We start from the raw sequence: 24,752 nt of genomic DNA, 5'->3' as shown, positions 1-24,752 counted from the left end.
CGATTGTTGCTGGCCACGACGCCGGATGTTGGCGATATCGCTGACGATGCCCCGATCTTCACTAAACTTGATCTTGCTGCCGTGCAAAGCCAGGCAGTGTTAGGTACTGGCCGTCCCGACATCGAAGGGAAGGATCAGATGTGGTATCTCATCGACGCCGCTGAACCCGAGGCACTGCTGCGGTATGTGCCCGAGGAGGGCACGGCGCGGTGGCGTTCTCTCTACCGGGCGGTGCGTCCCAATTCCCTTGCAAGCCTTGCTCATTCAGCCATCACGCGAGCTATCGAGACTCATGCATCATTCACTCGGTCGATCACTATTCGCGGCACGGCGCACAGTGTGGTGGCCAATCCGATCAACGGGTTGAACGGGCGCACGCTTGCCGTGCAGCTCTGGGCCGGAGACGACGGGGCCGAAATCTTGGATCCACCGCAGGTGGATGCGTTCGTATGGGATGGGCAGTTGTGGACGCTGATCAGCGCTGGCGCCGGAGGGTCAGTGCTTCCTGCCAGTCACAATTTGCTGCACGGTGCTTGGTTCCTGTCCCGGATCATCGAGTGCGAACGCCGTGATCAGCTGATCACCGCCGCCATCGACCCGCAGCCGGACACCGAGTGGCAGGGTCCGATCCAGATCCTCACCGCCGATGATGCCCGCACAGCACGAGTAGCAGGCTGCTTTCGGTATCACGAGCCGCACCGCCTGCGTGGACTTCTACTGCAAGTCGAACATGGACGCGACCCCGGCATCGTGCTCCCCACCTACCACAATGACGCAACCGTGGCGCTGCTCGGCGGCACCACTGCGCTGATCGACATGCGGCTCATGCAGATCATCGAGTGGCTGACGCCCCCACTTCCACAGATCGCCTGGCGCCACCACCCCGCGTCAGGGGATACGGTCGCATCGACAAGCGAGGGTGAGTGGAACCTTGCGACAACGCATCTGGTCCATCCCGACGACAAATCGATCTTTTTGAGCATGATGGCGGACCTGGCAACGGGCAGAGTATTCGGAGCTCACAGCGTTGTCCGACTGCTAACCGTTGACCATGATTGGCTGCCGATCGAGATCTACACGGTGCCTCTACCTTCAGGTTTTCCGGGTTCGGAAGGATCGCTCAGGTTCTTCACCTCCCTCATTCGGCCTGCCGGTGACTTGCCTATAGGGCGGATAGCTGAACCGTTGCGGAAGGTTCAACTGTGATCTACGCTACAAAATGCACTCCCTCCAGGGAGTTACGCGAGATGTGAAGCCGGCCGTCTCCGCGTCGCTAGGTGGCTACGCATGTGCGCAGCTGAAGACGTCCTGGAGGTGGTTTCGATGGTTGATATCCCTATTGAGGCATCGCAGTCTCCGAGCTCTGGTAGGCCTGCATCCCAGCGTTTGCCAGGCGGCGAGAAATCACGCCTCGCATCCCCGGCGGACATGCCTGCGCGCATCGTCCGATGCTCGCACCCTGGCGGCACACACTCCCCGAAGCGCTGGGTGGTGGTGGAAAGACTCGGCGACACCAACGACGTCACAGTTCTTGTAGACGGTCAGCATCCGCGCCGCTTCGCCAACCTCAACCGCGTCACGATCGCGACGAACATCGTGATCGCCCGTCGGCTGCCGCCCCTCGTCGAGCGATGCGCGGTGAGCCGTCGGGTCGCGATCGACCAACTCGAGCTGGCGTGCGGAGCATCGATCAATATCGTTGCCAGCCCGATCTGCGGCCCATACGGACATGTCCGTGCCGTCGCCCTCTGGGCAGGCGACGCTGACGAAGGACTGCCGCCGCTGCCGAACATTGGTGTCCTGGAATGGGATGCCACGGTCGTGGTGTCAGCGTCCGCGTCTGCGCGCTCGTTGTTGCTCGATGACCAAAAGGTGGAGCGACTCATGCTTCCGGAGATGTTGTCGTACTTCGATCGTTTCGAGGACCGCTCCCAGTTCCTGGCGCTCCTCAGCTTCGACAGCCCGATCGATGAATGGATCGGTTGCGCCACAAGGACGTTCGGCGACGGTGTTGTGCATAGGCTTCACCTCGCTGCGCGGGCTTCTGGTATGGGAACCAACCGCACGGTTCGTGCCGTCGTGTGCGACATTTCTGATGTCGAAGCGCCGGTGCCTCCCGACATGTACTCCAGTGCCTTGCGGAATGTGCCGGTGCTGCGCGGCCACGCGTTGGCTCTCATCGATCTGAATGGACTGGTCATTCATGATTGGGTCGCCAACGACCATGACCGGATCGCAGGATGGTCGCACCATCGCCCTCTACTGCACCCGGATGACCAGGCTGCCATCCTCTCCGCCGGACTCGAAATGCTTTCCGGCACTGCGACTACCGCCAGCGTGCGTGCCCGGGTCCGATTCGATTCGGCCGACGATTGGATCCAGCTGGAATCGTGGTGGACCCGGATCGTCACCGGCGATCAGCCCCAGGTGCTCGCGGACATCGCGATCGTTCCTCCGATGCCGGCATCTGTACTCGACAAATGTTCTCGATGCCAGGGGATTTCGGATGAAGCCGCCTAGCGCTAGTGGCCCGCTGATGCGCACGAGCTGCCGCCCCTCAGTTTCGGTGTCCGAGGCGCGCGTCTCAGCCGCACTGGGCGAGAACTGTTCAACGAGACAGGATTCGGAGCACATCGATGAAGGAGGCCGTCATGAGGAATAACGTCTACCGGCTCGAGGACCGATCCCCGGCGGTCATCGATGGCGTGCCGCTCGACCTGACCTTTGCCGCCGGTGCAGCGCTGCGGGCCGCGCAGTCCGCCCTGGACCAATATCGAACTCGGCCATACGATCCCGCGGGCTGGAACAACCAGACATCAGCTGCGGCGGCCATACAACGTATCACGTCCTTCGATGCTCGACTCCAGCTGCTGCAGCCCGAGTGCCGGAACGTGATGAGCGATGAGGAATTCGAGTTCTATCGCGCCGGCTGGGAGCAGCAGTGGCGGCTGCAGGAACTGATCGCGCATTGGGCGGCCGCCGAGGCCAACCGGGACAAGGATCCGCACATGGCCGATCGGCGTTCTGCTCAGGTCGGCGGCGCGGGAATCGACCTCGATCGTGCTCGAGCCTGCGCTGACGAGCATGAAGAATCTGCTTGGCCGCCACCGGTGTGGACACGGATGGAACAGCTGGCCGTGGACTATGCCGAGATCACAGCCCAGCTGGGCTGGGATCCATGGCACTGAATCCTAAATGACGTCGAGCAATCCATTCACCCTGCGCAGCAATGTCCTACGGGGTGGTTCAAACTAATGTGATCACAATGTTTGACACCATTGCCCACCTCGGAACATCGAATCCCTATACCCGCCACTAGTTTCTGGTACTCGATGACATAATCCGCAATCCGAAGCTCTGGAAGATCTTGCGCGAATATGTGACATCAGTTACATTTAACGCATGCCTCTCTTTTGAGAGATTCCCGGCACCCGCTATGCGGAACCGGATGACAAGCTGGATGTCCCACATACCTCTGCCAATAGGTTGAGTGTCGCGTCTTCAGGCCCTGGGACATCTCGGCATGGCCTTGCGATTCTGACACTTTCCGAATACATCCTTCCACGGATTTCGGTGAGGCTGCGTCGGATCGGAAGGGAGTGGGTGAGATGAAAATCCTCGATCACGCCTATCGGCGTTCACATCGCTCTTCCGAGAGTGAGGCGATCCTGGTATGGGACGAGGCGCTCGACGAACGGTTCGAGCGGCTCTACGACAAGATTCTGGACAACGAGTTACAGCGCAAGCGCCGCGTTCGGCATCGTCGCATGCTCGACGCAGAATAGCGACGCTCTGGTCACTGTGGATACATAATTCTCGGTTCGACCGCCTGGTCATCCGCTACTCGATTGCTTCCTGCTGTGATCGATCGAGACGACGGCTGTCATTCATCGTTAATTGCAGTCCCGGCAACACTGATCGATTCAGCACATGTAGTTCGAATCGCGCAGCTTCGGGACCGGCTGAGTCATGCCGAATCCATTACTAGCACGCTACGGGCGGTGTCTTCACGCCACGCAGGTGGAACCTGGCTATTCGGCAATGGGATTGGAGGTTTTCGGTGGCAGAAAATCCGTGTGATCGCTGTGGTCGTGTGTGCCGCGATCGATTGTTGAATATTCGTCAGATTAGTGAGCGGACCGGGCATTCCCCGGACCGGATCAGGCACCTGCGTACGCAGGGCCATTCGCTGTATTCACGGGCGTGGAAAAACAGTGATGCCGCGAATTCCCCGCTGCTTCTGGAAGCGTCCGTGGTCGATGAATGGGTGCGAGCCCGCAAAGAATCCCAGGGGAACCGATGACGACCGCCGCCGGTAGGAACCGGCGAATCCGAAACAACCGGCGAGGCCGGGCACCGGGCTACTGCGCCGGGCTGGCGGTAATCATGGCCTGCGCGACCGCGATGACCGCGACTGATGTGTCGGGCACCGCGGCAGCGGATGCCTCCCCGTCAGCGCTGGACACATCGGGCTGCCCGGCTGTGACCGGTGTGTTCCTGCCCGGAACCTGGGAAACGCATGCGGGCGCTGACGAAACCCAGGCCGTGGGCTTGTTCGCGCCGGTGGCCACGGCGTTGGCACAGCAGTTCGGCTCCCAGTTCCAATATCGGTTCCCCGCGTACGCCGCCGAGGCGTTCGACGGCATGGCCTACAGCGACAGCAAAGCTACCGGCGTCGCTGCCGTCCGGCGGGTAGTCGGCGATATCGCAGGTGCTTGTCCTGCAACGAAATTCGTCCTGGCCGGCTACAGCCAGGGAGCCGACGCGATGGGGGACGTCGCGGCCTCGATCGGATGCAACGGGGATCCGCTCACCGCGGATCGAGTGCTCGGAGTGGGATTGGTGGCCGATCCGAAGCAGGGCACCGCCGGCGGCAAACTGATCGGTCCCACGGTGGACGGTCAGGGCATCGCCGGCACCCGCGCGAGCGGGTTCTGCGCGTTATCGGCGGTGACTGCGGAAATCTGTGCCACCAAAGACAAATACTGCGCCACGAACTCGAGCGAAGACCCGATCACCGCTGGCATCGGGCGGGCCCTGACCCAGTCCGGCGATTCGATCGGCACCGGCAATAGCGGTACGGGCCAGCAGGATGATTTGGGGCACGCGCTCTCGACCGATCTGTCGGCCGGCAAGATCGCCGATCTGCCTGCGACCCTCGCCCGTCTGGGCACCGAGGCGACCACTGGCACGGACTCGTCCGCGCTGAGCGCTACTGCCTCGGACGCGGCGAAAACCCTTCAGCCTCTTTATGATTTGAGCACCTGGGCCTCCGATACCCCCGACGCACAGAAGAAGCTCTCGGACGCCTCCGATGGTTCCGCGGACAAACTCGCCGGGTCCGTTCTCGACGGGGTTCGACGTTCCGACGTCAGCACAGCAGTGGACGCGCTGTCGGATCTCAGCACACAGAGCGGGAAGACCAACAACGAGACCGACCGAGCGCAGGCCGCGAAGACCGCCGCGAATGCCGTAGCACCCCTGACGGATTCGTTGTCGTCGTCCACCTCCGATCTGGCGTCGCAGGCCGCGCAGGTACTGGCCATGCTCAAGCCCACGGTCATTGTCAACCAGCTGGTGAACGTCGTGGAAAACGGATTGTCGTTCGCGCAGAACGTCCCCACCCTGGCGGACACGCTGGGACGGATGATCGGGGTGCTCGGGAATCCGGCAATGGACACCGCCGCCAAGGTGAACGGGCTGCACGAGATGTTCGGGCAGCTGAACAACTTGTTTCAGCCGCTGGTGAAGATGGCCGCCGGTGTCGATCTGCACACCGCTTCCCGGCTGATCGCGATGATCCCCGATCCGAGCGGCACCGCCCAGATCGTCGCGGCGGTAGTGGGTGTACTGGCGAACCTCGATGTGGCGAAGCTGGCACAGCAGGTCGGGCAGTTGCAGGACAAGGTGTGGGCTCTGGCCCAAACCATCAGCAGCGGAGGTGATCTGCTCGCCGTCGGTGCCCGTCTGCTCGACTTCGTCCCCACCGCACTCGGCTTCGCCACGCTCGCACTGAACACCCTCACCGGACAGTCGACCTCGACCGGGGGATCGCAGAGCACGACCGATCTGAGCAGCTTGTCGAAATCGCTCACCACCAAGAGCGATACGAGCAGCGGCGGAGACGGTATCGATGCGCTCTCGAAGTTGCTGTCCGAGGGCGCGGACGCGGTGTCGTTCCTGACCTCGGGTGTGCACGAGAGCTATGAACACTATGTCGTGGATTCCGACGGTCGTACCGCGGTGCAGTGGCTGAGCGACTGGTTCGGCAACCGCATCCGCCACGTCGTCGGAGTGGTCTGATGGGCGCGCTGGCCGTGGTGCTTGTGCCGGTCGCCGCCCTCGCGATCGCCGGCGCCGCGTTGCTGCTCGGGTCCGGGGACCGCACACCCATTCAGCAGGGCTGCCTACCGGATGTGCCACGCACGCAACCACATACCGGTGCCCAGGTCGTGGTGCCGCTGCCAGCAGGAACCTACACCGTGTCTTCACCGTTCGGGCCCCGCGACGGCGGAATGCATCAGGGTGTGGATCTGGCCGCCGCGCCGGGTACCGCGATCTTGGCGGCTACCGACGGCACGGTGGCTGCGGCCGGCCCGGCGGAGGGGTTCGGGAACTGGATCATCATCGACACCCAGATCGACGGAAGCCTGCTCTCGACGGTCTACGGGCACATGTTCGACGACGGGGTGAACGTCACTGTCGGACAACAAGTCCAGGCAGGACAACGTATCGGTGCGGTGGGCAGCAACGGGGAGGCCACGGGCCCGCACGTGCACTTCGAGGTGGTGCCGGGCGGACGGCTGCAGGGCGGTCGTCAGATCGACCCCGTGCCGTGGCTCGCGCAACACGGCGCCGCAATCGACAGGTCCGACGCGGTGGTGCAGCAAGTCGCGACTACGACGACCGCCGATGCGACGGGCGGCGCCAGGACATCGCGAGCGAGATTCGGTGTCGCACAAGAGGCCGGATTCTCCGGAGGATGCATGCCGGTCGCCGCGAGCGGGAGCGGCGGCGGCCCGGATCTGCGGACCGGTTCTGTCCCTGCGGCATTCGAACCGTGGATCCGCCGGGCGGCCACCACCTGCGTGGAAGTGACCGGGCCTTTGTTGGCCGGTCAGGAGGAGCAGGAGTCGGGATTCAACACCGAGGCGGTCTCGCCGGACGGTGCGCGGGGACCCGCACAGTTCATGCCCGGAACATGGGCGAACTACGGCATCGATGTCGAAGGCAAGGGGTATGCCGACGTCACCTCGATTCCGGACGCGGTGATGTCGCAGGCGAAATACGACTGCGACCTGGCACAGAGCGCGAAAACGGGTCTGGCGCAAGGAACCTTGCACGGTGACCTGACCGAGTTGTGGCTGAGCATGTACAACTGCGGCCCCGCCGGCACTTTCGCAGCCGGGGGAGTATGCCAGAACTCGCAAACCGTGAACTACGTGAAAGCCATCCCCGCACTGGCCGCTAAATACGCTGCGGCGCTGGGCGGCTCGTCGTGAACGCCGAGCCGAATCCCGGCGTCCGCGATATCTGCTGGACCTCCATGCGATCGCCGATGGCCTGCGAGCGCTTCGTCCACACACTGCTGCGTGACTTCGCGGGCGGCATCGAAACAGACACGCCAGCACAGGAACTGGGAAGGGAGCGCCGTGATGGACAACGACCCCGAGACGAGTACTGACACCGTCGAACGTGACGACTACACCGCCGAACAACCGGTGGATCTGCGCCGGCAACGGCTACGCATTCGCAGCGACGACGGCAACCCCGCACTCAGCGGCGAGGCAGATAGCGAGGTGGGCCCAGGGCATGGTGAGGATCCAGTCGCGCTGGCGCAGGACGAGAGCGACCCCTACGGGGTCGGTGAACAGAATTTGGCCGGGCCGGGGGAGCCATCGGCGGACGAGGTCGCGGCGGTGCGGGAAGCGCGGCTGGCGATGCTGCTCAAACCCGCGGCAGGAGTACACACAGACCCCGCCCGGTGGGGATGGCGAGGACGAGTCAACGCCTTCGGATTGCGGGTGCGGCCACAGCGGCGTGGGCAGGAGGTGGCGTACCGGCAGGCGGTGGAACGGATCCGCCAGCCACTGCCCGGCACCCCGGTGGTACTGGTCGCCAATCCCAAAGGCGGCAGCGGCAAAACCCCAGCAGCAGTGTTGCTGTCGGCCCTGTTCGGGCGGCATCGCGGAGGCCGGGTGGTGGCCTGGGACGCCCACGAAGCATGCGGGAGCCTCGCCTCGCGGGCGGCCTGCTGCCCGAGCGAGCACACCGTGTGGGATGTCCTGAGCCACGCCCATGAACTGTGCACCGCCAACGCCGACGCCTCCGGGCTGGCCCGGTTCCTGCAACGCCAGCCGACTCTCGATGAGATCCTGGCCTCGGACCAAACACCCGGCGGCAGCGTGTGCATCGGCCGCGAGGAGTGCGCGGCGCTCTTGGCGGTGTTGCGGCGCCACCGCGAAATAGTGGTCGTCGATACCGGCAGCAACGACCGCGCCGATGGGTTCCGGTGGGCGGTAGCCAACGCTACCCAGTTGGTGGTGCCGGTGATCGGGCGCCGGGATGTGATCGTGTCGGCGCTGCGCTTGCTCGACGGCATCGCCGAGGACGGGCACGAAGACCTGGCCGCTCGCGCGGTGATCGCGCTGTGCGGTGCCGGTGCCCAGCAGGCGCAGGTCACGGACACTTTGGCGGCTGCCGGGATTACGCGCGTGGTTGTGGTGCCGTTCGACCCGGTCTTGGCCAGCGGCGAACGCATCGTCGTGAGCCGACTGGGCCGCCCGTCGGTGCGTGCCTGGACCGAAGTCGCCGCCACGGTGGCCGACAGTGTCGCGGAAACCCTTGCCGCTCGGCATCTTCCGATGCAGACCCGGTTCGTTCCCGATATCCGATGGGCAGCGGGTATGGACGAGGCGACTCATCAGCGGCTGCTGGCGTACGCGCTGCATGAAGGGCAGCTCTCGCGTAGCCGAACAATCCGCACTCCAGCCTCTCCCACCCCGGTCGACGACCTCGACCCGGGCTGGTGAGAACCGATCCGAACACAAATGAGGTGAACGGCTATGGAAACGAAACACATTGTCCTGCTGGGAGTTCGGGCCTGCCGCAGCGTGGGAGCGGCTCTCGCGGGCGCGGTGGTGGTCGTCTGCGCTGCCCCGTCGGCATCCGCGCAGATCACCAACCCGCTGGGCGGCATCAAGCCGGACTTCGGGCTCTTCGACGGCGCCCTGGATTCCTCGTGGAAACGGATCGTCGCGTTCCTGTGGGCGCTGGTGGTGATCGGTGCGTCGGTGCGGGTGATCGTCGGAGCGTTCAAAGTCAAACGCGCCAAGTCCCGCGGCTACACCAACGATCTCGCCGAAGGCAGTGAGGACCTGCAGGACGCGCTGGTGTCCCTCGGCCTGGTCGGGCTCGCCTCCCCGCTGGTGGCCACCGTCCTGTTCGTCGTCGGCGGATGATCCGCCCTTCATGAGGAGGTCGCAGTGAAATACACCCACGGCACACAATTCGCCGAGCTCTCCCCAGACACCGCAGCGAGCGGCCCAAAACCTTCTGGCAGTCCGGTCACCACCCCTCGTCGGGCTAGGATGCCGCTGCGCCGGTGGCTGATCGCGGCTCTGGTAGTGGCCTCGGCCACTGCCGCAGCACTTTTCGCTGTCGGGTCATGTGGGTCGAACTCCTCGGGCGGCCACGATCCGACGATGACGGTCCGGGTGGCGCATGGCCCGACCGCGACCGCACATGGTGTCCCGGTCGGATACGCGCACGATCGGGCGGGTGCGGAGACCGCGGCGGTGAACACCGTGCAGGCATTGACCCAAGCCGGCCAAGGGCGCATCCCGATGTCCGCGGTCGAGCACGCCGTCATCGCCCGCGATCCTGGCCCGGGTTTGCGGCGTTCGCTGGGCATCGGCGCGGACCGCGCTCCTGGACGTGACGTGGTCAATCTCGTTCCGGCGGCGGTGTCGATGGTGGAGTTCTCATCTTCGGCCGCGCGGGTGAGTGTGTGGACGGTCGCGGTGTCACGGTCTTCGATCAGTGACGGTGATCCGGCCTCGGTGATCACCGCGTGGGCCACCCACAGTGTGTCGCTGGTGTGGGAAGCCGGTGACTGGAAGGTGAAGGAACTTACCTCCCAGACCGGACCGACGCCCGAGCAGAGCGTGGCGCCCGGCGCGCAGTCCCCGCTGAGCGGGGCCCTCGAGTCCGGTTACTACAGCTTCTACATCAACTAGGGGGTGGGACAGGTCATGCCTCTGCGACGAATCGTCACCGTAATCTTCACCGCCACAGTGATATTCACCGCCTGCGTCCATTCGGTGGGGATCGCCGCCGCGGACCCGGACACCACGACACCGGCCTCGGCCGGATCGCTGCCGGACGGGTTTCCCTCGGATCTGCGCCAATTCGTCGCCAACACCGACGAATTCAAAGCAGCGTGGTTCTCCGGTACCTGTGCCAGCCGCGGCGGCGATGTCGGCGCGTATGTGAATGCGGTGATGCCGGCCGAAGACCGGCTGATGTATTGGACCGCCGACGACACACAGAAAGCGCAGCTACTCGGGGCCGACGTGCCGGTCACCGGCCGGCAGTCCGAAGCGCAAACGATCATCACCCAACACGCCGAACCTCCGAAAGACATGCTGCCCAAGGTGTTTCCCTCAGGAGACCCCACCTACCGGATGCCGGCACCCACGTGCGCCGACGACCTGAAACGCTGGACGGGACTGTCGGCGGGCAACGCCTGGGGCTTCGACTGGGCCACCCACCCCGATGATCAATCGCTGAGCGCCATTCGTACACAGCTCGGCGGACAGAAAGTCCCCGACCATGTGTGGACCGACCCGTGCCACGTCGGTTTCGCCTATTGCACGCACGCCTACTTCGTCAACTGCGCCAACTCCGACCCCGCCACCGGGGACCAAACCAACTGCCTGATCTGGAATCGCGCGGTCGGCAAGCTCTTAGGCGGCACCGCCAACTGGCTCGACAAGAACACCAGCCTCACAGACACGATCGAGAAAGCCGTGGACACAGCAGTCGGAGCGAACTTCGCCGCGGGTGCAGCGATCGTGTCGGGATTCGGGTGGCTGTGGAAAGCCGGGGCGGCAACACTGCGATTCGTCGACAACCCTCAGAGCGTGATCGACGACTGGGCCAACTCTTCCAAAGACAGTGCCGTGCAATTGAGTTCGCGGGTCTTGGACGGTCTGGCCAGCGTCGGGAAGTTCGACCCCACCGCGGACTGGTTCCTGCACTGGTACGCCCTGAGCACCGGCATCGGGGTGATCGTCATGGGCGCGATGACCCTGCTCGCCCTCTGGCGAGCCGCCGCGAAAGGCGAAACCCTCAAGACCATCAGCGCGGATCTGTTCGGCTACATGCCCGCCGGGGTGCTGCTGATGCTCTTCGCCCCGATGTTCGCGACCCTGCTGGTGAGCCTGGCCAACGACGCCTCCGACGCGATCACCCGCGCCTCCGGCCCGGACATGGGACAGATGATCACCAACCTGCAGACCTTCACCGGAAAACTCACCGCGAGCAACTTTGCGGGTGGGGTGCTGGTCGGGCTGATCCTGTTCCTGCTGTTGATCGCCGGGGCGCTGGCGGTGTTCTTCGGACTGCTCATGCACCAGGTCGCCCTGCCGATGCTGGCCGTGGCCTCCGGGATCGGGTTCGGGATGTGGGTGCACCCGAACTGGCGCAAGAAGGCGCTGCGCCCGGTGCTGCTGTTCATCGCGATCGTATTCTCCAAACCCCTGCTGTTTCTGCTCCTGGCCACCATGACCGGACTGCTGAACTCTGCCTTGACCGAGAGCGCAGGAGATCAACAGGAGCTCGGCACCCTCGGGCAGCTCTGCCTGGTTGTCGTCGCTTTCCTCATCGTCGGCCTGGCGCCGTGGACGCTGCTGCGCTACGCACCCTTGCTGCCCTCACGCTCGGACGCCGCAGGATTCGGCCAATCGGGGTCGCTCATGGCCGGCGCGGTCGGCGGGGCGGGAACTGCGATGTGGTGGACCGGTCGCCGCAGTTCCGGCGGCGAGGGAGCCGGTGGGCAACAAGCAGTCGGTGGCGGTGCAACCGGTGGTGCTGGTGAGGGCGGCGGCCGGTCTACCGGCGGTGGTGGCGAGGGTTCCGGTGGTACCGGGTCGAGTCCACGTAGCAGCAGCGGTGGGGAAGGTTCGTCCGGATCGCCGACCGCCGCCCGCTTCTCCGGCACCTTGAGCGCGAACGCTGGGTCGAAGTCCGGCCGTGGCAGGTCGGCCGCGCGCGCATCGGTGGGCGCTTTGGGCTCGGTCGGACGTGCACTGGGTAAGACGGCGATGGTCGCGACACCGATTGCGGCGCAAGCAGCGTCGGGCGCATTGAACAAGGCCCGCAGCACCGCCGAAGCCGCCCCCGGTGAGGCCGAGCCAGGGGGTGGCGAATGAGCACCGGGATGCGCACCAGCATTCTCGGCGGGGAGATCGCCCGCCGCAGCTGGCTCGGATTGTCACGGCCGGTCCTGACCGCCTGGGCGCTCAGTATCGTTGCCGCGCTGGCGATCTACATCCTCGGCGGCGGACAGGCATGGGCCATCGCGACCGCCCTCGGATGGCTGATCGCCGTGTTCGCAGCGACGATGGAATGGCGAGACAAACCCTCCTGGGCATCGCGGCGCGCCCACGATCTGCGCACCTGGACCCGGCGGCGGCGCGGTGAGCACGTCTACCGCAACGGCGGCGACCCCGCGTGCGGGGACCCGTCCTTGGATCCGGGCTGGGAATTCCCGCCGCCGCTGGGCAATACCGCACCGTTGCCGGTGGCCGGCACCGGGCTGGACGATATGTTCATTCTGCGGACCGCCAATCCTGGTGAGCGATCGTACTATTCGGTGGTCATCGCCGTCGACGGGATCGCCGACGGGCTCCGCGGTGACGCCGCCTACGCGGCGATGTCGATGGCGTTCGGGACGTTCCTGGCGCAGATGGCACGCACCAGCTCCCACGTGCGCGGCCTGCAACTGCTGCACCGCAGCATCCCCCACGACATGACCCGCCACACCCGCTGGGCGCACGCGCGGGTCGCACGGTTGCGTGATACGAGGCTCCTGCCAGCGGTGGAGTCCTACGGCACCCTCATCGACACCCTCACCCCTCTGGCGGAGGAACACCGGTCCTTCCTCGTGCTGCGGTTCCCGCAGACCGAGGCCTTCATGGCCGAAACCGCCCGGCTCGCCCGCAACAAGAACGCCCCGATCGGTGGCGGCATCGCCCAGGTCGTGCGGGACGAAACCGAACGTGCCACACGACTATTGACGATGGCCGGTATGGGGCGAGTTGATGTGCTCGGCGAGCGCAGAGTGTGCGCGGTGATCCGCGCGCTGCTCGATGCCAGCTACAAGATCGACCGGCACCGCGATGCCACCTGGTCGACCTGCTGGCCCAGTTACGTCGGCGGGAGCGACTGTGTCGCGATCGGGCCGCAAGGGCACTGGCGCACCCGCGTGGGACATATCCCCCCGCGGGTGATCGAACCCGTTGCGCTCGGGCCGTTGTGGCTGGCGCCGCTGCTGACCGGAGTCGAGGCCGATCCAGGCGATGACGACATCGCGCCGATGCCCACCATCCGAACCTTGAGCGTCCGGTTGGATTTCGTTCCCGCCCATCGTGCCCGTGCGGCCACCAAGGGTGATGTCACCGCCGATCAGGCGCGCAAGGCCAAGGAACAGGAGAAGGGCAAGCTCGACGACGGCTCCACCGAGGTCCTCGCCGACGCTTCCGAACGCCGCCGCCAAGACCTCATGCCCGGCACCGGGCACCACGGCGCCATCTACACCGCGTCCATCGCGGTCACCGGCCGCGACCTCGACGATCTCGACCGCGCGTGTCTGCGCGTCACTGAAGCCGCGAACGAGTCCGCGATCACCGAAATCGACTGGTGCGTAGGCGATCACGACGTCGCCGTCTTCACCACTCTGCCCTTGGCCCGGGGACTCGCCCCCACCCCACATACCCGGTAGGAGGTGTCCCATGCTGCGATACCACCCAAGTGCCGCACGCAGGTCGTCCGAACCGAACGGCCCGACCACAAGCCGCAGCGTCGCGGAGAATCCCGAATCGCCGCTGCGGCGCCGCGCGCCGCGGCGTACGCGGTGGCTGGACCGGTACGGCTGGTACGAGCCACGCAGTGAGGGCGGGTGGACCACTACCCGTCAAGCCGAGGCCTGGAATCTGGCCACCAGCCGCCGTCGCGTCCGCCAAGACGGGGTGCTGGCCGGCCTCAACACCATTTCCCAGGAACTCGAGATCGTCGACGCGTTCGCCGCCTACGGCGACGAGACCTCCGGCATCAACGTCTGCGTCATCGGCGACATCGGCCGCGGCAAATCCTCCTGGATCAAAACCGTCTGCGTCCTACGCCAACTCGTCGCCGGCCGCCAAGTCGTGATCCTGGACAAGAAGCCCCAAGCAGGACGCGGCGAATACACCCCCTTGGCCGAAGCCCTTGGCGCAGAAAGCATCCGATTCAAGGTCGGCGGCGCCGGCGCCCGGCTGAATCTGCTGGACCCGGCCATCAGTACGGGCGGGGAACACCACGGCGGGCTCGACGGTGTCGTGCCCGCCGGTCAGGAAGCCCTGGTGCTGGCCGTGCTCACCGACGCCATGGGCCGACAACTCGACGAGAAAGAAAAAGCCGCCGTCGGCACGGGCCTGGGACTGGTCAATGCCGATGCCCGCGCGCAAGGCCGCGACCCGATCATCCGCGAACTGGCGATGCGCTTGCTGGATCCGCACCCCGACGATGGACATGACCTCGGGGATCGCTGGAGCGCACGTGCCTTGGAATGGGGTTTGGAACCCGGGTTGGCCCTACTGCGCCTAGCCGACCGCGACCTGCGCGGGCTGGTCGACGCACCCACCAGCCCCGCGGTGCGCGACGCCTTGGATACGCACTCGCTGGTCCATATGGACCTGTCCGCGTTGCCGACCGAGGGTCCGGCATTGCGGGTGGTGATGACCACCGCGAACACCTGGCTGGCCAACAAGCTCGCCGCCCGCTCGGCCGCGCACGAGCAGACCATCCTGGTTGTCGAGGAAGGCTGGCATGTTGCGGTCGGCTCGACCGGTGAAGTCTTCCGGTCGAATCTGAAACTCTCTCGGGGACTGGCATTGTCGACCGTGTCGGCATTCCATCACCCCGCCGATACGCCCGCCGATTCCCCGGCACGGTCGTTGATGGCCGAAGCCTCGATCGTCGTGTTGTTCGGCCAAGCCCGCGCCGACGATGCCGCCGAAACCGCACGCCTGTACCGGCTGCCGCCCGGAACCGAGGACACGTTGATGCGGCTCGGGCGCGGACAGGCGCTGGTCAAGATCGGCTCACGCGATCCGATCCTGATCACGCACATTCGGTCCCCGTTCGAGGCGGCACTCACCGACACCGACGCGGCGATCACCGGAGATCCTGACACCCTGTCCCTGCGCGAGCTCGCCCACGTGAACACCGAAGACGATGAGCCACAAGGTGAACCGTCGTGAACGCGGGACGAGGGATCCCGCACCCGGTGCGGCGTGAACCGATCCTCCCGGCAGGAATGACGCTGGCACTTCACCTCCTCGCCACCGTCATCGTCGGGGTATTCGTTGGCGGCGCCCTCTCCGGTGCACTCGTAAGGCATGGATTCGGAATCGCTGCGCCAGAACAGATGTCGACGACACTGGCCGGGCTGGTGGCACAGCCTGCCGATCCCGCCACCGCGTGGCCCAGCGACCCGCGCCCCGGCCCTGCCTGGCTGACCTGGCTGTGTATCAGCCTGGTCGCCGGCCTGTGGTGCACGGTGATCGCCATGGCGGGCAGCGAAATCGACACCCGCCTGCGCCGTCGGCACCGCGACGGGCTCGCCGGGTCGGCCGACCTGAACCACCTCGGACTCGACGAGCGCGCCGCTATGCGAAAGGCAGCCTACGAGTATCCCCGGTTGGCCAAGGAGCGTCCGGTCCATCGAAAGCTCTTTCCGCCCAGGCGGCGAAGATGAAAAGGCTGGCATGGCAGCGGAAAACGATTCCGTCGCCGCTAGCAGTGGATGTCGGCGCCCTGATCGGGCAGCCGCGTCGGCACGTGCACTTGCAGCACCGCGACGGAGTGATCGTGCACGGTCCCACCGGTGCCGGCAAAACCTGGCGGGTCGCCTGGCAGCGCGTCATCGATGCACCCGGCTTCGTCCTGGCCACCACCACCAAAGCCGACCTGGTCGCCGCCACCCTCATGAACCGGGCCGCGCGCGGGCGAGTGGCGGTGTTCGACCCCGAGCACCTCACCGGGTGGCCTGACAGCCTTGCGTGGTCGATCCTGACCGGCTGCACTGACCCCGACACCGCAATCCGCCGCGCCGACGCCCTCGCCCGCGCCATGCCCTTGGAAGGCACCCGCAACGGTGCCTACTTCGAGCAGAAGGCCGCCACCGTGCTGCGCTGTTGCTTGCACGCTGCCGCGCTGCGCGGGCTCTCTATTCGCGAAGTCCGCGTGTGGGTCTCGGCACGCACCAACCACACCCCGGTCGACATCCTCGCCGACACCCTGCCCGACTGGGCCAGCGAACTCGACCAAATCCTCTCCTCGGCAAGCGAATCCAGCGACGACGTCCTCGCCGCCGCATCGCGGCTGCTGGAGCCCTTGGCGTCCCCGACACTGCTCGCTGCCGTCGACGTACCGGTCGAGCAGACCTTCGACGTCGGCGACTTCGTGCTGTCGGGAGCGAACACGCTCTATCTCGTCTCCCGAGGCACCTCGCGGTCGATGGCACCGTTCGTCGCGGCCCTGGCCGCCGAGGTTCATCACGTCGCAGACCGCGCCTCTCAACTACGGCCGGGCAAGCGTCTGGATCCGCCGGTGCGGCTGGTGCTGGATGAAATGAACAATGTCGCACCGATTCCCGACCTGCCGCAGATCATGACCGACTCCGGTGGCAAAGGCATCACGGTGTGGGCGTTCGCCCACAACCAGGACCAGAACGAACTGCGTTGGGGCACTGATGGCGGACGGGTCCTGGCCCAATCCGCGCCGGCCATGCTCATTCTGCCGGGCCTGCGAGGCGTCGAGGAACTCTCGGCGCTCTCGCGGTTGATCGGTGAACGCCGCCGCTGGGAAGCGAGCCTGCACGAAGGATCGCGCAGCTATGCCCTGCATGACGACACTGTGCTGCGCACTGACGAAATCCGCGAACTGGGTACTGACCACGCACTGCTGATCTACCGCAATGCGCCCGCGATGTTGCTGCGGCTGCCCAGTGTCTGGGAACACCGGGCCTGGCGCGAGAGCGTGACCGCTTCCACTCGCGCCTTCGACGACATCGTCGCCGGGCGCCGCCCACCTCCGGGACATGGGCAGCGTGCCGCCCGATCCGGAAGGAGGTATCCATGATGAATAGTCCGCTAGCGCAACCCAACTCGGAGCCGAATGGTCCAGCTTTATCGCCGCTGCAGCCGTGTCGGTATTGCTGGCGTGAGATCGATCAGCGTGATGCGGCCCGGTTGTGGGCCGAACTCCTGGATTGGGTGGACTGGTTGCGTCATCGCTACCAGCTCGGCTCGCGCGTACCTGCCTGCTGGTACCGCCATGAGGCCATCGTCGAAGAACTCACCGCCCTGATGGCCGCCCACACTGCCGCCTACTGGTGCGATCTCGACAGCGCCGACCTGCCACGTGAGGACATGACGGCCTGGCACACCCAATGGCTATGGCCGGTCATCGAACGCCTCACCCGCATCAGCGATTTCAGTGCCTGCCGCCCCCATCACTGCCGCTACCAGAACCATCCACAGCCTGTCCATGCCGGAGTCGAGGAGTACCTCGCCGCTGAAATCGACACCCACGCACCGCCACTCGGCACGGCGCCGGGTTCGGAGGGATAGGGGAGATGTACGCGATCGACGATCAGATCATCGACCGGGCCCGCGTCGGCGACGACTACCTGCAACCCCTGCTCGCCGCGCTTCACCGGAGCCCTCAGCGGCGCCCGCGATGTTTGTGCAGCGCAAGCGAAACCGGGGGAGTGGACATGTACGTTGCCCGCATCGGCGGCCGGTACGTGCTCAAACGCATGCCCGGAACCGGACCCCACCACGCCCCGGCATGCACCTCCTACACCCCACCCGCCGAGTTGACCGGCCAGGCAGCACTACTCGGCACCGCGATCCGCGAACAACCCAGCACCGGACTCACCCGCCTCTCACTGAGCTTCCCCCTGACCCGAAACCCGTCACGGCGCACGAGCGAATCCAACGACCTCGCTCCGGACACCGGGAGCGCGGACGTCGACGGCAAAAAGCTGACGTTGCGTGCCCTTCTGCACTTCCTCTGGGACGAAGCCGGATTCGTCCGCTGGGTACCTGCCATGGCGGGGCGGCGCAGCTGGCCCGCGATCCGCCGACACATACTCCTGGCCGCGGAGACGAAGACAACGAAATCGCGTGAGCTGCCGGAACTGCTCTGGCTGCCCGAACCGTTCACCCTCGCGCAGAAAGCCGACATCGCCACACGCCGCACCGCCGCGTTCGCCCCGCTGGTCGGTACCGGCAAGCACCGCAAGCTCATGCTCGCCCTCGGCGAAGTCAAGGACATCACCCCCGCCCGTTTCGGACGACACAAGCTGCTCATCAAACACGCCCCCGACTGCCCGTTCATGATCGAACCCGACACCCTCACCCACCTGCGCCACGCCTTCGCTACCGAACTCGCACTGCGCCAGTCTCTTCCAGGCTCCAAGCTGATCGCGCTGCTCACCTTCGGTGTCACCGCAGCCGGCGTCGCCGTCGCGGACCGCATCGCTGTGATGAGCGTGAGCACTGACTGGATCCCGTTCGAATCGGTCTTCGAGCACACCCTGATCAGCGGGCTGATCGGCCGCGGCCGCCGATTCACCAAATCCCTGCGCTACAACCAGCCCGTCACTAGCCCGCTGGCGTCACTGGTACTCACCGACACTGACCCACCCACCGCCTGCTACCTCACCACCGGCGCCACCACCGGATCACCTGCCCTCGCAGATTCGAATCTTCCTCTGAAGCAATGGATCTGGAACACCTGCGTCGACCCCATCCCCGCAATCCCCTCGACCCTCAGCCACACCCGCAGAACCGGACACGCCCGGACCCCGAGCCCACGCGAGAACGCCCAGGAGGCACCCGACCCAGCACCCACCCAGGAGGCACCACCATGCCCGACACACAGCCCGCGCCCGACCGACCATTCGACGAACACGCCCTGCACGAGGATTTCCGCCAGTACCACCAGCTGACCGGGATGCAGAGCTGGGCGATTGTCTCCGAACCCGAACAACAGCAGCTCACCCGACAGATCAACCTCCTCACCGACCGCTGGCGCGCCGCCCCGAGCCCCTGGAAAGACCACTGGGATCACCTGCTCACCGCGGCGCAACGCTGGGAACAGAACCCGGAAACCACGCAACTGATGCTCGACAGCATCGCAGGGGACTACGAACGCACCGGTACCACCGATCTTGCCAGCCCTATCCAGGTCCGAAACCTGCTGCTGGCAGGGGAACTGGCCGAAGCGCGACGCACCGACCTCGGCCTCTTTAACGATCCGGGTGCCCCAGATCATGTCGACTTCGTCTACGGGTATCTGACCAGCTACCGCACCGCCGGTCACACCACAACGTGGCAATCGCTGCCGAGCTGGTCGACCGCACGCCGCTGGCTCATCGACCAAGCCGCAGCCACCGCACCCGAGACCGGTGTCGACATCACCATCACCGGACCCGACCCACTCATCGGGGCCGCGGCACGACCCCTCATGACCGGTACCGGCCTGACCGCTCGGGAACTCGGCGACCAACTGCGCCACCTCGACCAATTGCTCGGCACCGCAGCGATTCCCGTCGACCCCTACGCACAGTCCTGGCTCGATGACCTGCGCTACGAGGTGCTGTGCGACGCCTACCGCGACACCCTGACCGAGCATGCCAACCCGTGGGCAGTGGGCCGCCGATTCGAACACTACCTGCGCGCCGACGACCTTTACACCGACATCGTCGACTACGCCGACCGGGCCGCACTCCATCACAGCGAAGAAGACGATCCCGGAGAAGAGCGGCACGACACCGTCGAATACCGCCTCGCCGACATCCGCCAAGACATTCGACAAAACGACATCGATTGGGGCACTGCGCCACGCACCAGCACCTGGCTCGACGAAGCCCTCGACCAGGCCCAGCAGCGGCTCGACGATTTCGCCCGCGGCGGCCTCACACTCAACTACCCCGATCCCACACAAACCGGCCACTTCACCGAGATCGGATTCGACCACGACCAGTGGTACATCCAGCACATCCACACCGGCGCAGACGGCCGAACACGCCTCTACGACACCCCACCGACCCCATATTCCTCATGCGACGAATTGTTCGACAGCACAGCCGCATTCGTGGCTACATCAGACCCCTCTCCCGCACCGGATGCCTCGATCCCCGAATCGATCATCAGCGAGCTGCGCACGTTCGACAGCGAGCTGACCTCGTTGCACCGGGACCTTGCCACTGTGCGCGAGCTCCACGACGCCATCCGCGTCGGCAGCCCCTACACGATGCGCCGGCCCCAGCCCACTACCGAACACATGCGCACACAGTCACGGACCGGCACCGCGACAAGTCGCGACGCCAACCGGATCACCCTGCACACGCCCGATAGTGAAAAGCCGACGCCCCCAGCACAACCGGCTAAGGAACCGCGCGCGAAGCGCCGTCAACCACCGAAACCAGGCGGACGACCACACCGGCGAGGGCTGTGATCGAGGAAGGAGGCCGCGATGAGCAACCCAACCCCAGCACCCAGCGACCCCGCTGAGGCGAACGCCATCCACGCGATCCGCAGCCTCGTCGAAGCCAAGGACCTGCGGGCAGCCAAACAGCAACTGCGCCAACTCCAAGCCACGACAGACGACGCGACATGGGCCATGGTCGTCGAGATCGCCAATACCCTGCGATTCAAGACCCACACCGTCGCGGTCACGAAACTGCGAAACCTCTGGCGCAACAACGAACAATTCCGGCCGCTCATCGAAGCCTGCGCGCCGAAAGCTGGAGAACACCAACACATTCCCGAACCCCCGTCCGTGAGGGCTGACAACGGACCGATCGTCGCGCGAGCGAGCGAAGTCCGCCAGGACATCGACCCGGACAAACGCGTTGCACCGAAGGACAGGAGACGCAACCCCAACAAAAAGATCATCGAGGACTATGAAGATTCCCTGGCCAAGGACGAACGCGACGACCCGGGTATAGCTCGTGAGGAGCCGATTGTCGGCCGTCGCGACTACGAAGCCGAAGCTCTCACTCATGTGCCGACCACGCTGTGTGTCTCGTGCAGACTCGAACGCGCAGCCGTCGACCGGCACACCGATCGTGTCCGCGGCGGACTCGGCGACGATGGCCTCTGCGGTGAATGCCGCAGTCTGGGCCGGCCGGGTCTTCCGGAACTCTCCCCGGGCCACACCGTCACCGATCAGGTACATGCTCGGCTCGACTTCGTGGCCGAACATTTTCCCACCGGCGACCGTGGCATCTTCCGCCAGGAATGGCGCTACGCCGACGAAAGCGCCCGGCCGATCATCAGCGCCTGGGTGAAAGACCACACCAGCCCAGATCCGGATCGTCGAACAACCGTGCGCGCCAATCAAACTCCCGATCTCAATGGGTGGTGCGAAGGCTGCAGCGAATACCGTCAACTCGCTCCCGGATCCGGAAGCAAAAGACTGTGCTTCGACTGCGATCGGCGCTATCAGCGATCGGCGGTCCATCCGGGCAGTGTTGAACCAGCGCACCGCAAGTACGGTGAGGAGGTCCGCAGCGCCAGCGGCGAGTCCAGAACACACGGCTCATCGGATGGAGCCCAAAGTTCGGACGTAGCCAACGAATCTGGCACCAGGCAGGGGCCAGCGTCAGCCGAACGCGGTGGGTCAGCAACGAAACCGGAAGCTAGCGTTCCCTCGGTCGATCACCGTAGGAAATTGGTCGAGAGTGCCCGTGAAAAAGCAAGAGCCGCTGCACAAGAGCGTCGGCGTGGGATGACTCGTCAGCCCACCGCGGTGGCGCGGCCGCGCACACTTCGGCACTAGAGGTGGGTGAGTTCACGGATTCGCACAAGCAGGTGGCAGTTTGGTCAGAACAATCAGCGGCGGTGTCGGGTCCGGTATCCAAGGGACGGAGAAGGTCTCCAGTCATCCGGGCCTGACCTTGTGGCTACGAAGCTGGGAAGGTCTTCAGGTGCCGCTCGGGTGAGTCCAGACGTTCCACCCCAGGGATGGCCCTCGGGCGATCTCTCTGACCGCCTTGTTGTAGTACTGCCTTGCCTCGCATGCCTTGTCGCAACAAAGCATGACTGTGCAATCCGGCCTTGGCCTCAGCGAGGGTCATCGACCTGTGCGTGGGTGCTGGATGCCGATTACGGATCGCCGCTGCCATAGCCCACCACCTTGAAATGCCGGGTCCTGAGTGGGATGACCTTCGCGTCATCGACATACTGATCCACTTCAACTCCGATGATTCGAGTGGCCTCGACCTGCCGACTGCAATCGGACGGAAGGCATTCTCGATGAATGATGATGGCTTCCAGTGCCTCAGCGGCGGTCATCTCGATATCGTGATCGCGGACGTGGCAGTCTTCGAGTCTTTGTAAGCGTGGACCGTAGAATTCCACGGGCCTACTCCTTGCTATCTGGTTCTCGTCTTGGTCTATGGGTCGTCTGTGCTCGGGGCGTACGGCCGATGATCAGTGCTTCACCACCTCTCGGAGATGGCTGGGGCGGTGGCGTCCGTGGACCCCGGCAAGCCGCGGCACTTCGACGTAGCCGCTACCGTCGAGGTACGTCAGCCTATGAGTACTTCGGTGCCGCTCGGCCGCAAGCCGCTCTTGCCGAGCGGAGTGCAAGGCGAACAGTGCAAGTACTGCGAAACCTATTGCTAACCAGAGCATTTCGTTTCCCCTCTGGGTCAGAGAGCTGGTTGCGGATCTTCCACCCGGTACTGAGATGCTTGGCCTCGGCACCGGTGTCTTCCTCTGGTGCTATGCGTTAATCGGAGGTTCGCTTCGATGGAACCGGGAGGGTCGGGGATCGGCCGAATGGTGATGTCGTGTGTACCTGGTGGCTCTCATCTCGACTGTCCTTAAAAGCACATCACCAGTGCTGGATAGAGACCAGCGAAAACGAGAACCCGATTATGATTGCTCTAGAACCGCAGGACAGAACTCGCTTGTGAGGCAGACCCCGACTCGCTTTTCGTTCCGACGTGACTCGATTTCCAGGAGAGCCCTGTGACCAGCACTGAAGATGATGGACCCTCGTCAACACTGCCGCGCCGCCAGCTCGGCCGGTTTCTTCGCGAACGTCGAGAAGCCGCTGGATTCACCATCTCCGAGGCCGCCAAATTGGTCGACCTGTCGCGAGCTGTGCTCCAGCGCATCGAGACCGGACAGATTCAGAAGGTTCGAAGGCAAGACGTCGCGGCGCTGTGCAGTGTGTACGACGTGGGGGGAGGCGAGACTCAGGCTGCGGTCGACCTCGCCGCACAAGCAAGAGCGAAGAGCTGGCATCACGTCTACGGCGGCCTGTACGGTACCGCCTTCAACATGTACGTCGGCCTGGAAGCGGCGGCTCGCAGGCTGACTACCTGCCACGATCAGCACATCCCTGGACTGCTTCAAACGGCCGACTATGCGCGGGCGATCATCGATGCTTTCCCCTCGTTCACCAACCCCGAAGAAATCGACCGTCGCGTCGAGCACCGGCTCAAGCGGCAAGCGCTCATCACCCGCAGGACCAACCCTGTCGAACTGGACGTGCTGCTGCACGCATCGGTGCTCTACCGCATGATAGGAGGACCGGAAACCATGGCCGTCGCGCTGCGGCAGTTGGCCGAGGTATCGAAGCGGCCCAATATCGCGATCCGAATCCAGCCCTTCCGCGCCGGCCTCACCTGGGGAATTCCTCACGGCTCGTTTATCATTCTGGACTTCGGTCGCACTGCGAGGAATGAGCCGGTCGAGCCTCCGGTGGTATTCATAGAAGGGGGAGCGGCTCAGGACGTCTACCTCGAGAAGCCCGAGGAAATTCGGCTCTACAGTGAGCTGGCCGCGGCCATCCGGGGTACATGCCTCGGTGAGGTAGAAAGCAGGAACCTGCTGCGGCAGGTGGCGAAGGAGTATGAGCGTGGCGAACATTGATCTGTCCGAGGCGAAGTGGATCAAAAGCACCTACAGCGAGGGCGGCGCTCAGTGTGTCGAGGTTTGCCATGCTGGCGATGCGGTCGGAGTGCGCGACTCGAAGAACCCTGGTGGGCCAGAGTTGTTCTTCACCCAAGAGCAGTGGAACAGCTTCCTCGCGAACGGTATCTGGAAGCACTGACGCCGGCCATAACCCTCGACCGCCAAAAGGACCCGCCCCCCGCGTATCTGGGGTGGGTCGCTTTGGCTTGAGTCCTAGTCGCTTCCGTCGGTCGATAGCCTGAGGAAGACCCGCAGCCCCTCATTGATCTTCCCGGCGGCATTCTCGAGTTGCTCGGGAGTGAGGTATTTGCCGAAGGCTGCAGCATCGAGAAGTTGGTTGCGGACCTGTTCCAGGTTCATTGCGGCCCAGTCGCGAGGCATCAGTTCAGGCATGGCCGAGAGACTATCTCGAGTCGAACCTATGTTCGAACCGAATGGTTTCTGTTTCAATGAACCTATCTTGATCGGAATCGGGCACCCGCTGGG

22 protein-coding genes are annotated in these 24,752 nt (G+C 64.9%); 20 read left to right on the top strand and 2 right to left on the bottom strand.

The window, feature by feature from the left end; translation table 11 throughout:
* Positions 1–6 precede the first annotated feature (6 nt).
* The 18 genes from JWN03_RS16255 (at position 7) to JWN03_RS16170 (ending at position 22,119) form a co-directional block, all read left to right on the top strand.
* Positions 7–1,206: a GAF domain-containing protein gene (locus JWN03_RS16255; protein WP_297615334.1), complete on the top strand. Its 1,200-nt coding sequence runs from the start codon at positions 7–9 to the stop codon at positions 1,204–1,206.
* A gap of 285 nt (positions 1,207–1,491) precedes the next feature.
* Entirely contained in the window at positions 1,492–2,520 is a 1,029-nt protein-coding gene (locus JWN03_RS16250) for a GAF domain-containing protein (RefSeq protein WP_297615332.1), read from the top strand.
* A gap of 116 nt (positions 2,521–2,636) precedes the next feature.
* The gene (locus tag JWN03_RS16245; RefSeq protein WP_297615330.1) at positions 2,637–3,188 is read left to right on the top strand and encodes a hypothetical protein; all 552 of its coding nucleotides are present in this window, start codon (positions 2,637–2,639) and stop codon (positions 3,186–3,188) included.
* 420 nt (positions 3,189–3,608) lie between these two features.
* Positions 3,609–3,785, top strand: a complete 177-nt coding sequence (locus JWN03_RS16240; RefSeq protein WP_297615328.1) for a hypothetical protein — start codon at positions 3,609–3,611, stop codon at positions 3,783–3,785.
* Between the two features lie 619 nt (positions 3,786–4,404).
* Positions 4,405–6,303: a cutinase family protein gene (locus JWN03_RS16235; protein WP_297615326.1), complete on the top strand. Its 1,899-nt coding sequence runs from the start codon at positions 4,405–4,407 to the stop codon at positions 6,301–6,303.
* On the top strand, positions 6,303–7,502 hold the full coding sequence (locus JWN03_RS16230) for a peptidoglycan DD-metalloendopeptidase family protein (protein WP_297615324.1): 1,200 nt from the start codon (positions 6,303–6,305) through the stop codon (positions 7,500–7,502). Before JWN03_RS16235 ends, JWN03_RS16230 begins: the two co-directional genes overlap by 1 nt.
* A gap of 153 nt (positions 7,503–7,655) precedes the next feature.
* Positions 7,656–9,032: a MinD/ParA family ATP-binding protein gene (locus tag JWN03_RS16225; RefSeq protein WP_297615322.1), complete on the top strand. Its 1,377-nt coding sequence runs from the start codon at positions 7,656–7,658 to the stop codon at positions 9,030–9,032.
* A 33-nt stretch (positions 9,033–9,065) separates the two neighbouring features.
* Positions 9,066–9,461, top strand: coding sequence for a hypothetical protein (locus JWN03_RS16220; RefSeq protein ID WP_297615321.1), 396 nt, complete (start codon positions 9,066–9,068; stop codon positions 9,459–9,461).
* A 243-nt stretch (positions 9,462–9,704) separates the two neighbouring features.
* Positions 9,705–10,238, top strand: a complete 534-nt coding sequence (locus JWN03_RS16215) for a hypothetical protein (protein WP_297615320.1) — start codon at positions 9,705–9,707, stop codon at positions 10,236–10,238.
* A gap of 15 nt (positions 10,239–10,253) precedes the next feature.
* Entirely contained in the window at positions 10,254–12,434 is a 2,181-nt protein-coding gene (locus JWN03_RS16210) for a hypothetical protein (protein WP_297615318.1), read from the top strand.
* Positions 12,431–14,005, top strand: a complete 1,575-nt coding sequence (locus JWN03_RS16205; RefSeq protein ID WP_297615316.1) for a hypothetical protein — start codon at positions 12,431–12,433, stop codon at positions 14,003–14,005. Before JWN03_RS16210 ends, JWN03_RS16205 begins: the two co-directional genes overlap by 4 nt.
* 10 nt (positions 14,006–14,015) lie before the next feature.
* The gene (locus JWN03_RS16200; RefSeq protein ID WP_297615314.1) at positions 14,016–15,524 is read left to right on the top strand and encodes an ATP/GTP-binding protein; all 1,509 of its coding nucleotides are present in this window, start codon (positions 14,016–14,018) and stop codon (positions 15,522–15,524) included.
* The gene (locus JWN03_RS16195; protein ID WP_297615312.1) at positions 15,521–16,021 is read left to right on the top strand and encodes a hypothetical protein; all 501 of its coding nucleotides are present in this window, start codon (positions 15,521–15,523) and stop codon (positions 16,019–16,021) included. The genes JWN03_RS16200 and JWN03_RS16195 overlap by 4 nt, the downstream gene beginning before the upstream one ends.
* On the top strand, positions 16,018–17,406 hold the full coding sequence (locus tag JWN03_RS16190) for a type IV secretory system conjugative DNA transfer family protein (RefSeq protein WP_297615310.1): 1,389 nt from the start codon (positions 16,018–16,020) through the stop codon (positions 17,404–17,406). The genes JWN03_RS16195 and JWN03_RS16190 overlap by 4 nt, the downstream gene beginning before the upstream one ends.
* Entirely contained in the window at positions 17,403–17,897 is a 495-nt protein-coding gene (locus JWN03_RS16185) for a hypothetical protein (RefSeq protein ID WP_297615308.1), read from the top strand. The genes JWN03_RS16190 and JWN03_RS16185 overlap by 4 nt, the downstream gene beginning before the upstream one ends.
* 5 nt (positions 17,898–17,902) lie before the next feature.
* Entirely contained in the window at positions 17,903–19,282 is a 1,380-nt protein-coding gene (locus JWN03_RS16180; RefSeq protein ID WP_297615306.1) for a DUF1173 family protein, read from the top strand.
* Complete coding sequence (locus JWN03_RS16175; protein WP_297615304.1) at positions 19,201–20,793, top strand: hypothetical protein; 1,593 nt, start codon at positions 19,201–19,203, stop codon at positions 20,791–20,793. The genes JWN03_RS16180 and JWN03_RS16175 overlap by 82 nt, the downstream gene beginning before the upstream one ends.
* Before the next feature lie 18 nt (positions 20,794–20,811).
* Positions 20,812–22,119 carry a hypothetical protein gene (locus tag JWN03_RS16170; RefSeq protein WP_297615302.1) on the top strand — a complete coding sequence of 436 codons (1,308 nt, stop codon included), beginning with the start codon at positions 20,812–20,814 and terminating at the stop codon, positions 22,117–22,119.
* Positions 22,120–22,445: 326 nt separating this feature from the next.
* Here JWN03_RS16170 and JWN03_RS16165 read toward each other — a convergent pair whose 3' ends face one another.
* Complete coding sequence (locus tag JWN03_RS16165) at positions 22,446–22,700, bottom strand: hypothetical protein (RefSeq protein WP_297615300.1); 255 nt, start codon at positions 22,698–22,700, stop codon at positions 22,446–22,448.
* 615 nt (positions 22,701–23,315) lie between these two features.
* Between JWN03_RS16165 and JWN03_RS16160 the strand changes: the two genes are divergently transcribed.
* Together JWN03_RS16160 and JWN03_RS16155 are read left to right on the top strand one after the other, a co-directional pair.
* Positions 23,316–24,224, top strand: a complete 909-nt coding sequence (locus tag JWN03_RS16160) for a helix-turn-helix domain-containing protein (RefSeq protein WP_297615298.1) — start codon at positions 23,316–23,318, stop codon at positions 24,222–24,224.
* Positions 24,211–24,405, top strand: coding sequence for a DUF397 domain-containing protein (locus JWN03_RS16155; RefSeq protein WP_441343000.1), 195 nt, complete (start codon positions 24,211–24,213; stop codon positions 24,403–24,405). Before JWN03_RS16160 ends, JWN03_RS16155 begins: the two co-directional genes overlap by 14 nt.
* A gap of 74 nt (positions 24,406–24,479) precedes the next feature.
* Here JWN03_RS16155 and JWN03_RS16150 read toward each other — a convergent pair whose 3' ends face one another.
* Positions 24,480–24,659 carry a DUF6374 family protein gene (locus tag JWN03_RS16150; RefSeq protein WP_297615294.1) on the bottom strand — a complete coding sequence of 60 codons (180 nt, stop codon included), beginning with the start codon at positions 24,657–24,659 and terminating at the stop codon, positions 24,480–24,482.
* Between the last annotated feature and the right edge of the window lie 93 nt (positions 24,660–24,752).

Source organism: Nocardia sp., assembly GCF_025465275.1.
In the GTDB taxonomy this organism is placed as follows: domain Bacteria; phylum Actinomycetota; class Actinomycetes; order Mycobacteriales; family Mycobacteriaceae; genus Nocardia.
This window is presented reverse-complemented; position numbering and strand designations above follow the sequence as displayed.

Coding starts and splice junctions, on each gene's coding strand:
- JWN03_RS16245 (WP_297615330.1), top strand. CDS start 2,637: ATGAAGGAGGCCGTCATGAGGAATAACGTCTACCGGCTCGAGGACCGA.
- JWN03_RS16240 (WP_297615328.1), top strand. CDS start 3,609: ATGAAAATCCTCGATCACGCCTATCGGCGTTCACATCGCTCTTCCGAG.
- JWN03_RS16235 (WP_297615326.1), top strand. CDS start 4,405: ATGACCGCGACTGATGTGTCGGGCACCGCGGCAGCGGATGCCTCCCCG.
- JWN03_RS16230 (WP_297615324.1), top strand. CDS start 6,303: ATGGGCGCGCTGGCCGTGGTGCTTGTGCCGGTCGCCGCCCTCGCGATC.
- JWN03_RS16225 (WP_297615322.1), top strand. CDS start 7,656: ATGGACAACGACCCCGAGACGAGTACTGACACCGTCGAACGTGACGAC.
- JWN03_RS16220 (WP_297615321.1), top strand. CDS start 9,066: ATGGAAACGAAACACATTGTCCTGCTGGGAGTTCGGGCCTGCCGCAGC.
- JWN03_RS16215 (WP_297615320.1), top strand. CDS start 9,705: ATGACGGTCCGGGTGGCGCATGGCCCGACCGCGACCGCACATGGTGTC.
- JWN03_RS16210 (WP_297615318.1), top strand. CDS start 10,254: ATGCCTCTGCGACGAATCGTCACCGTAATCTTCACCGCCACAGTGATA.
- JWN03_RS16205 (WP_297615316.1), top strand. CDS start 12,431: ATGAGCACCGGGATGCGCACCAGCATTCTCGGCGGGGAGATCGCCCGC.
- JWN03_RS16200 (WP_297615314.1), top strand. CDS start 14,016: ATGCTGCGATACCACCCAAGTGCCGCACGCAGGTCGTCCGAACCGAAC.
- JWN03_RS16190 (WP_297615310.1), top strand. CDS start 16,018: ATGAAAAGGCTGGCATGGCAGCGGAAAACGATTCCGTCGCCGCTAGCA.
- JWN03_RS16185 (WP_297615308.1), top strand. CDS start 17,403: ATGATGAATAGTCCGCTAGCGCAACCCAACTCGGAGCCGAATGGTCCA.
- JWN03_RS16180 (WP_297615306.1), top strand. CDS start 17,903: ATGTACGCGATCGACGATCAGATCATCGACCGGGCCCGCGTCGGCGAC.
- JWN03_RS16175 (WP_297615304.1), top strand. CDS start 19,201: ATGCCCGACACACAGCCCGCGCCCGACCGACCATTCGACGAACACGCC.
- JWN03_RS16170 (WP_297615302.1), top strand. CDS start 20,812: ATGAGCAACCCAACCCCAGCACCCAGCGACCCCGCTGAGGCGAACGCC.
- JWN03_RS16150 (WP_297615294.1), bottom strand. CDS start 24,659: ATGCCTGAACTGATGCCTCGCGACTGGGCCGCAATGAACCTGGAACAG.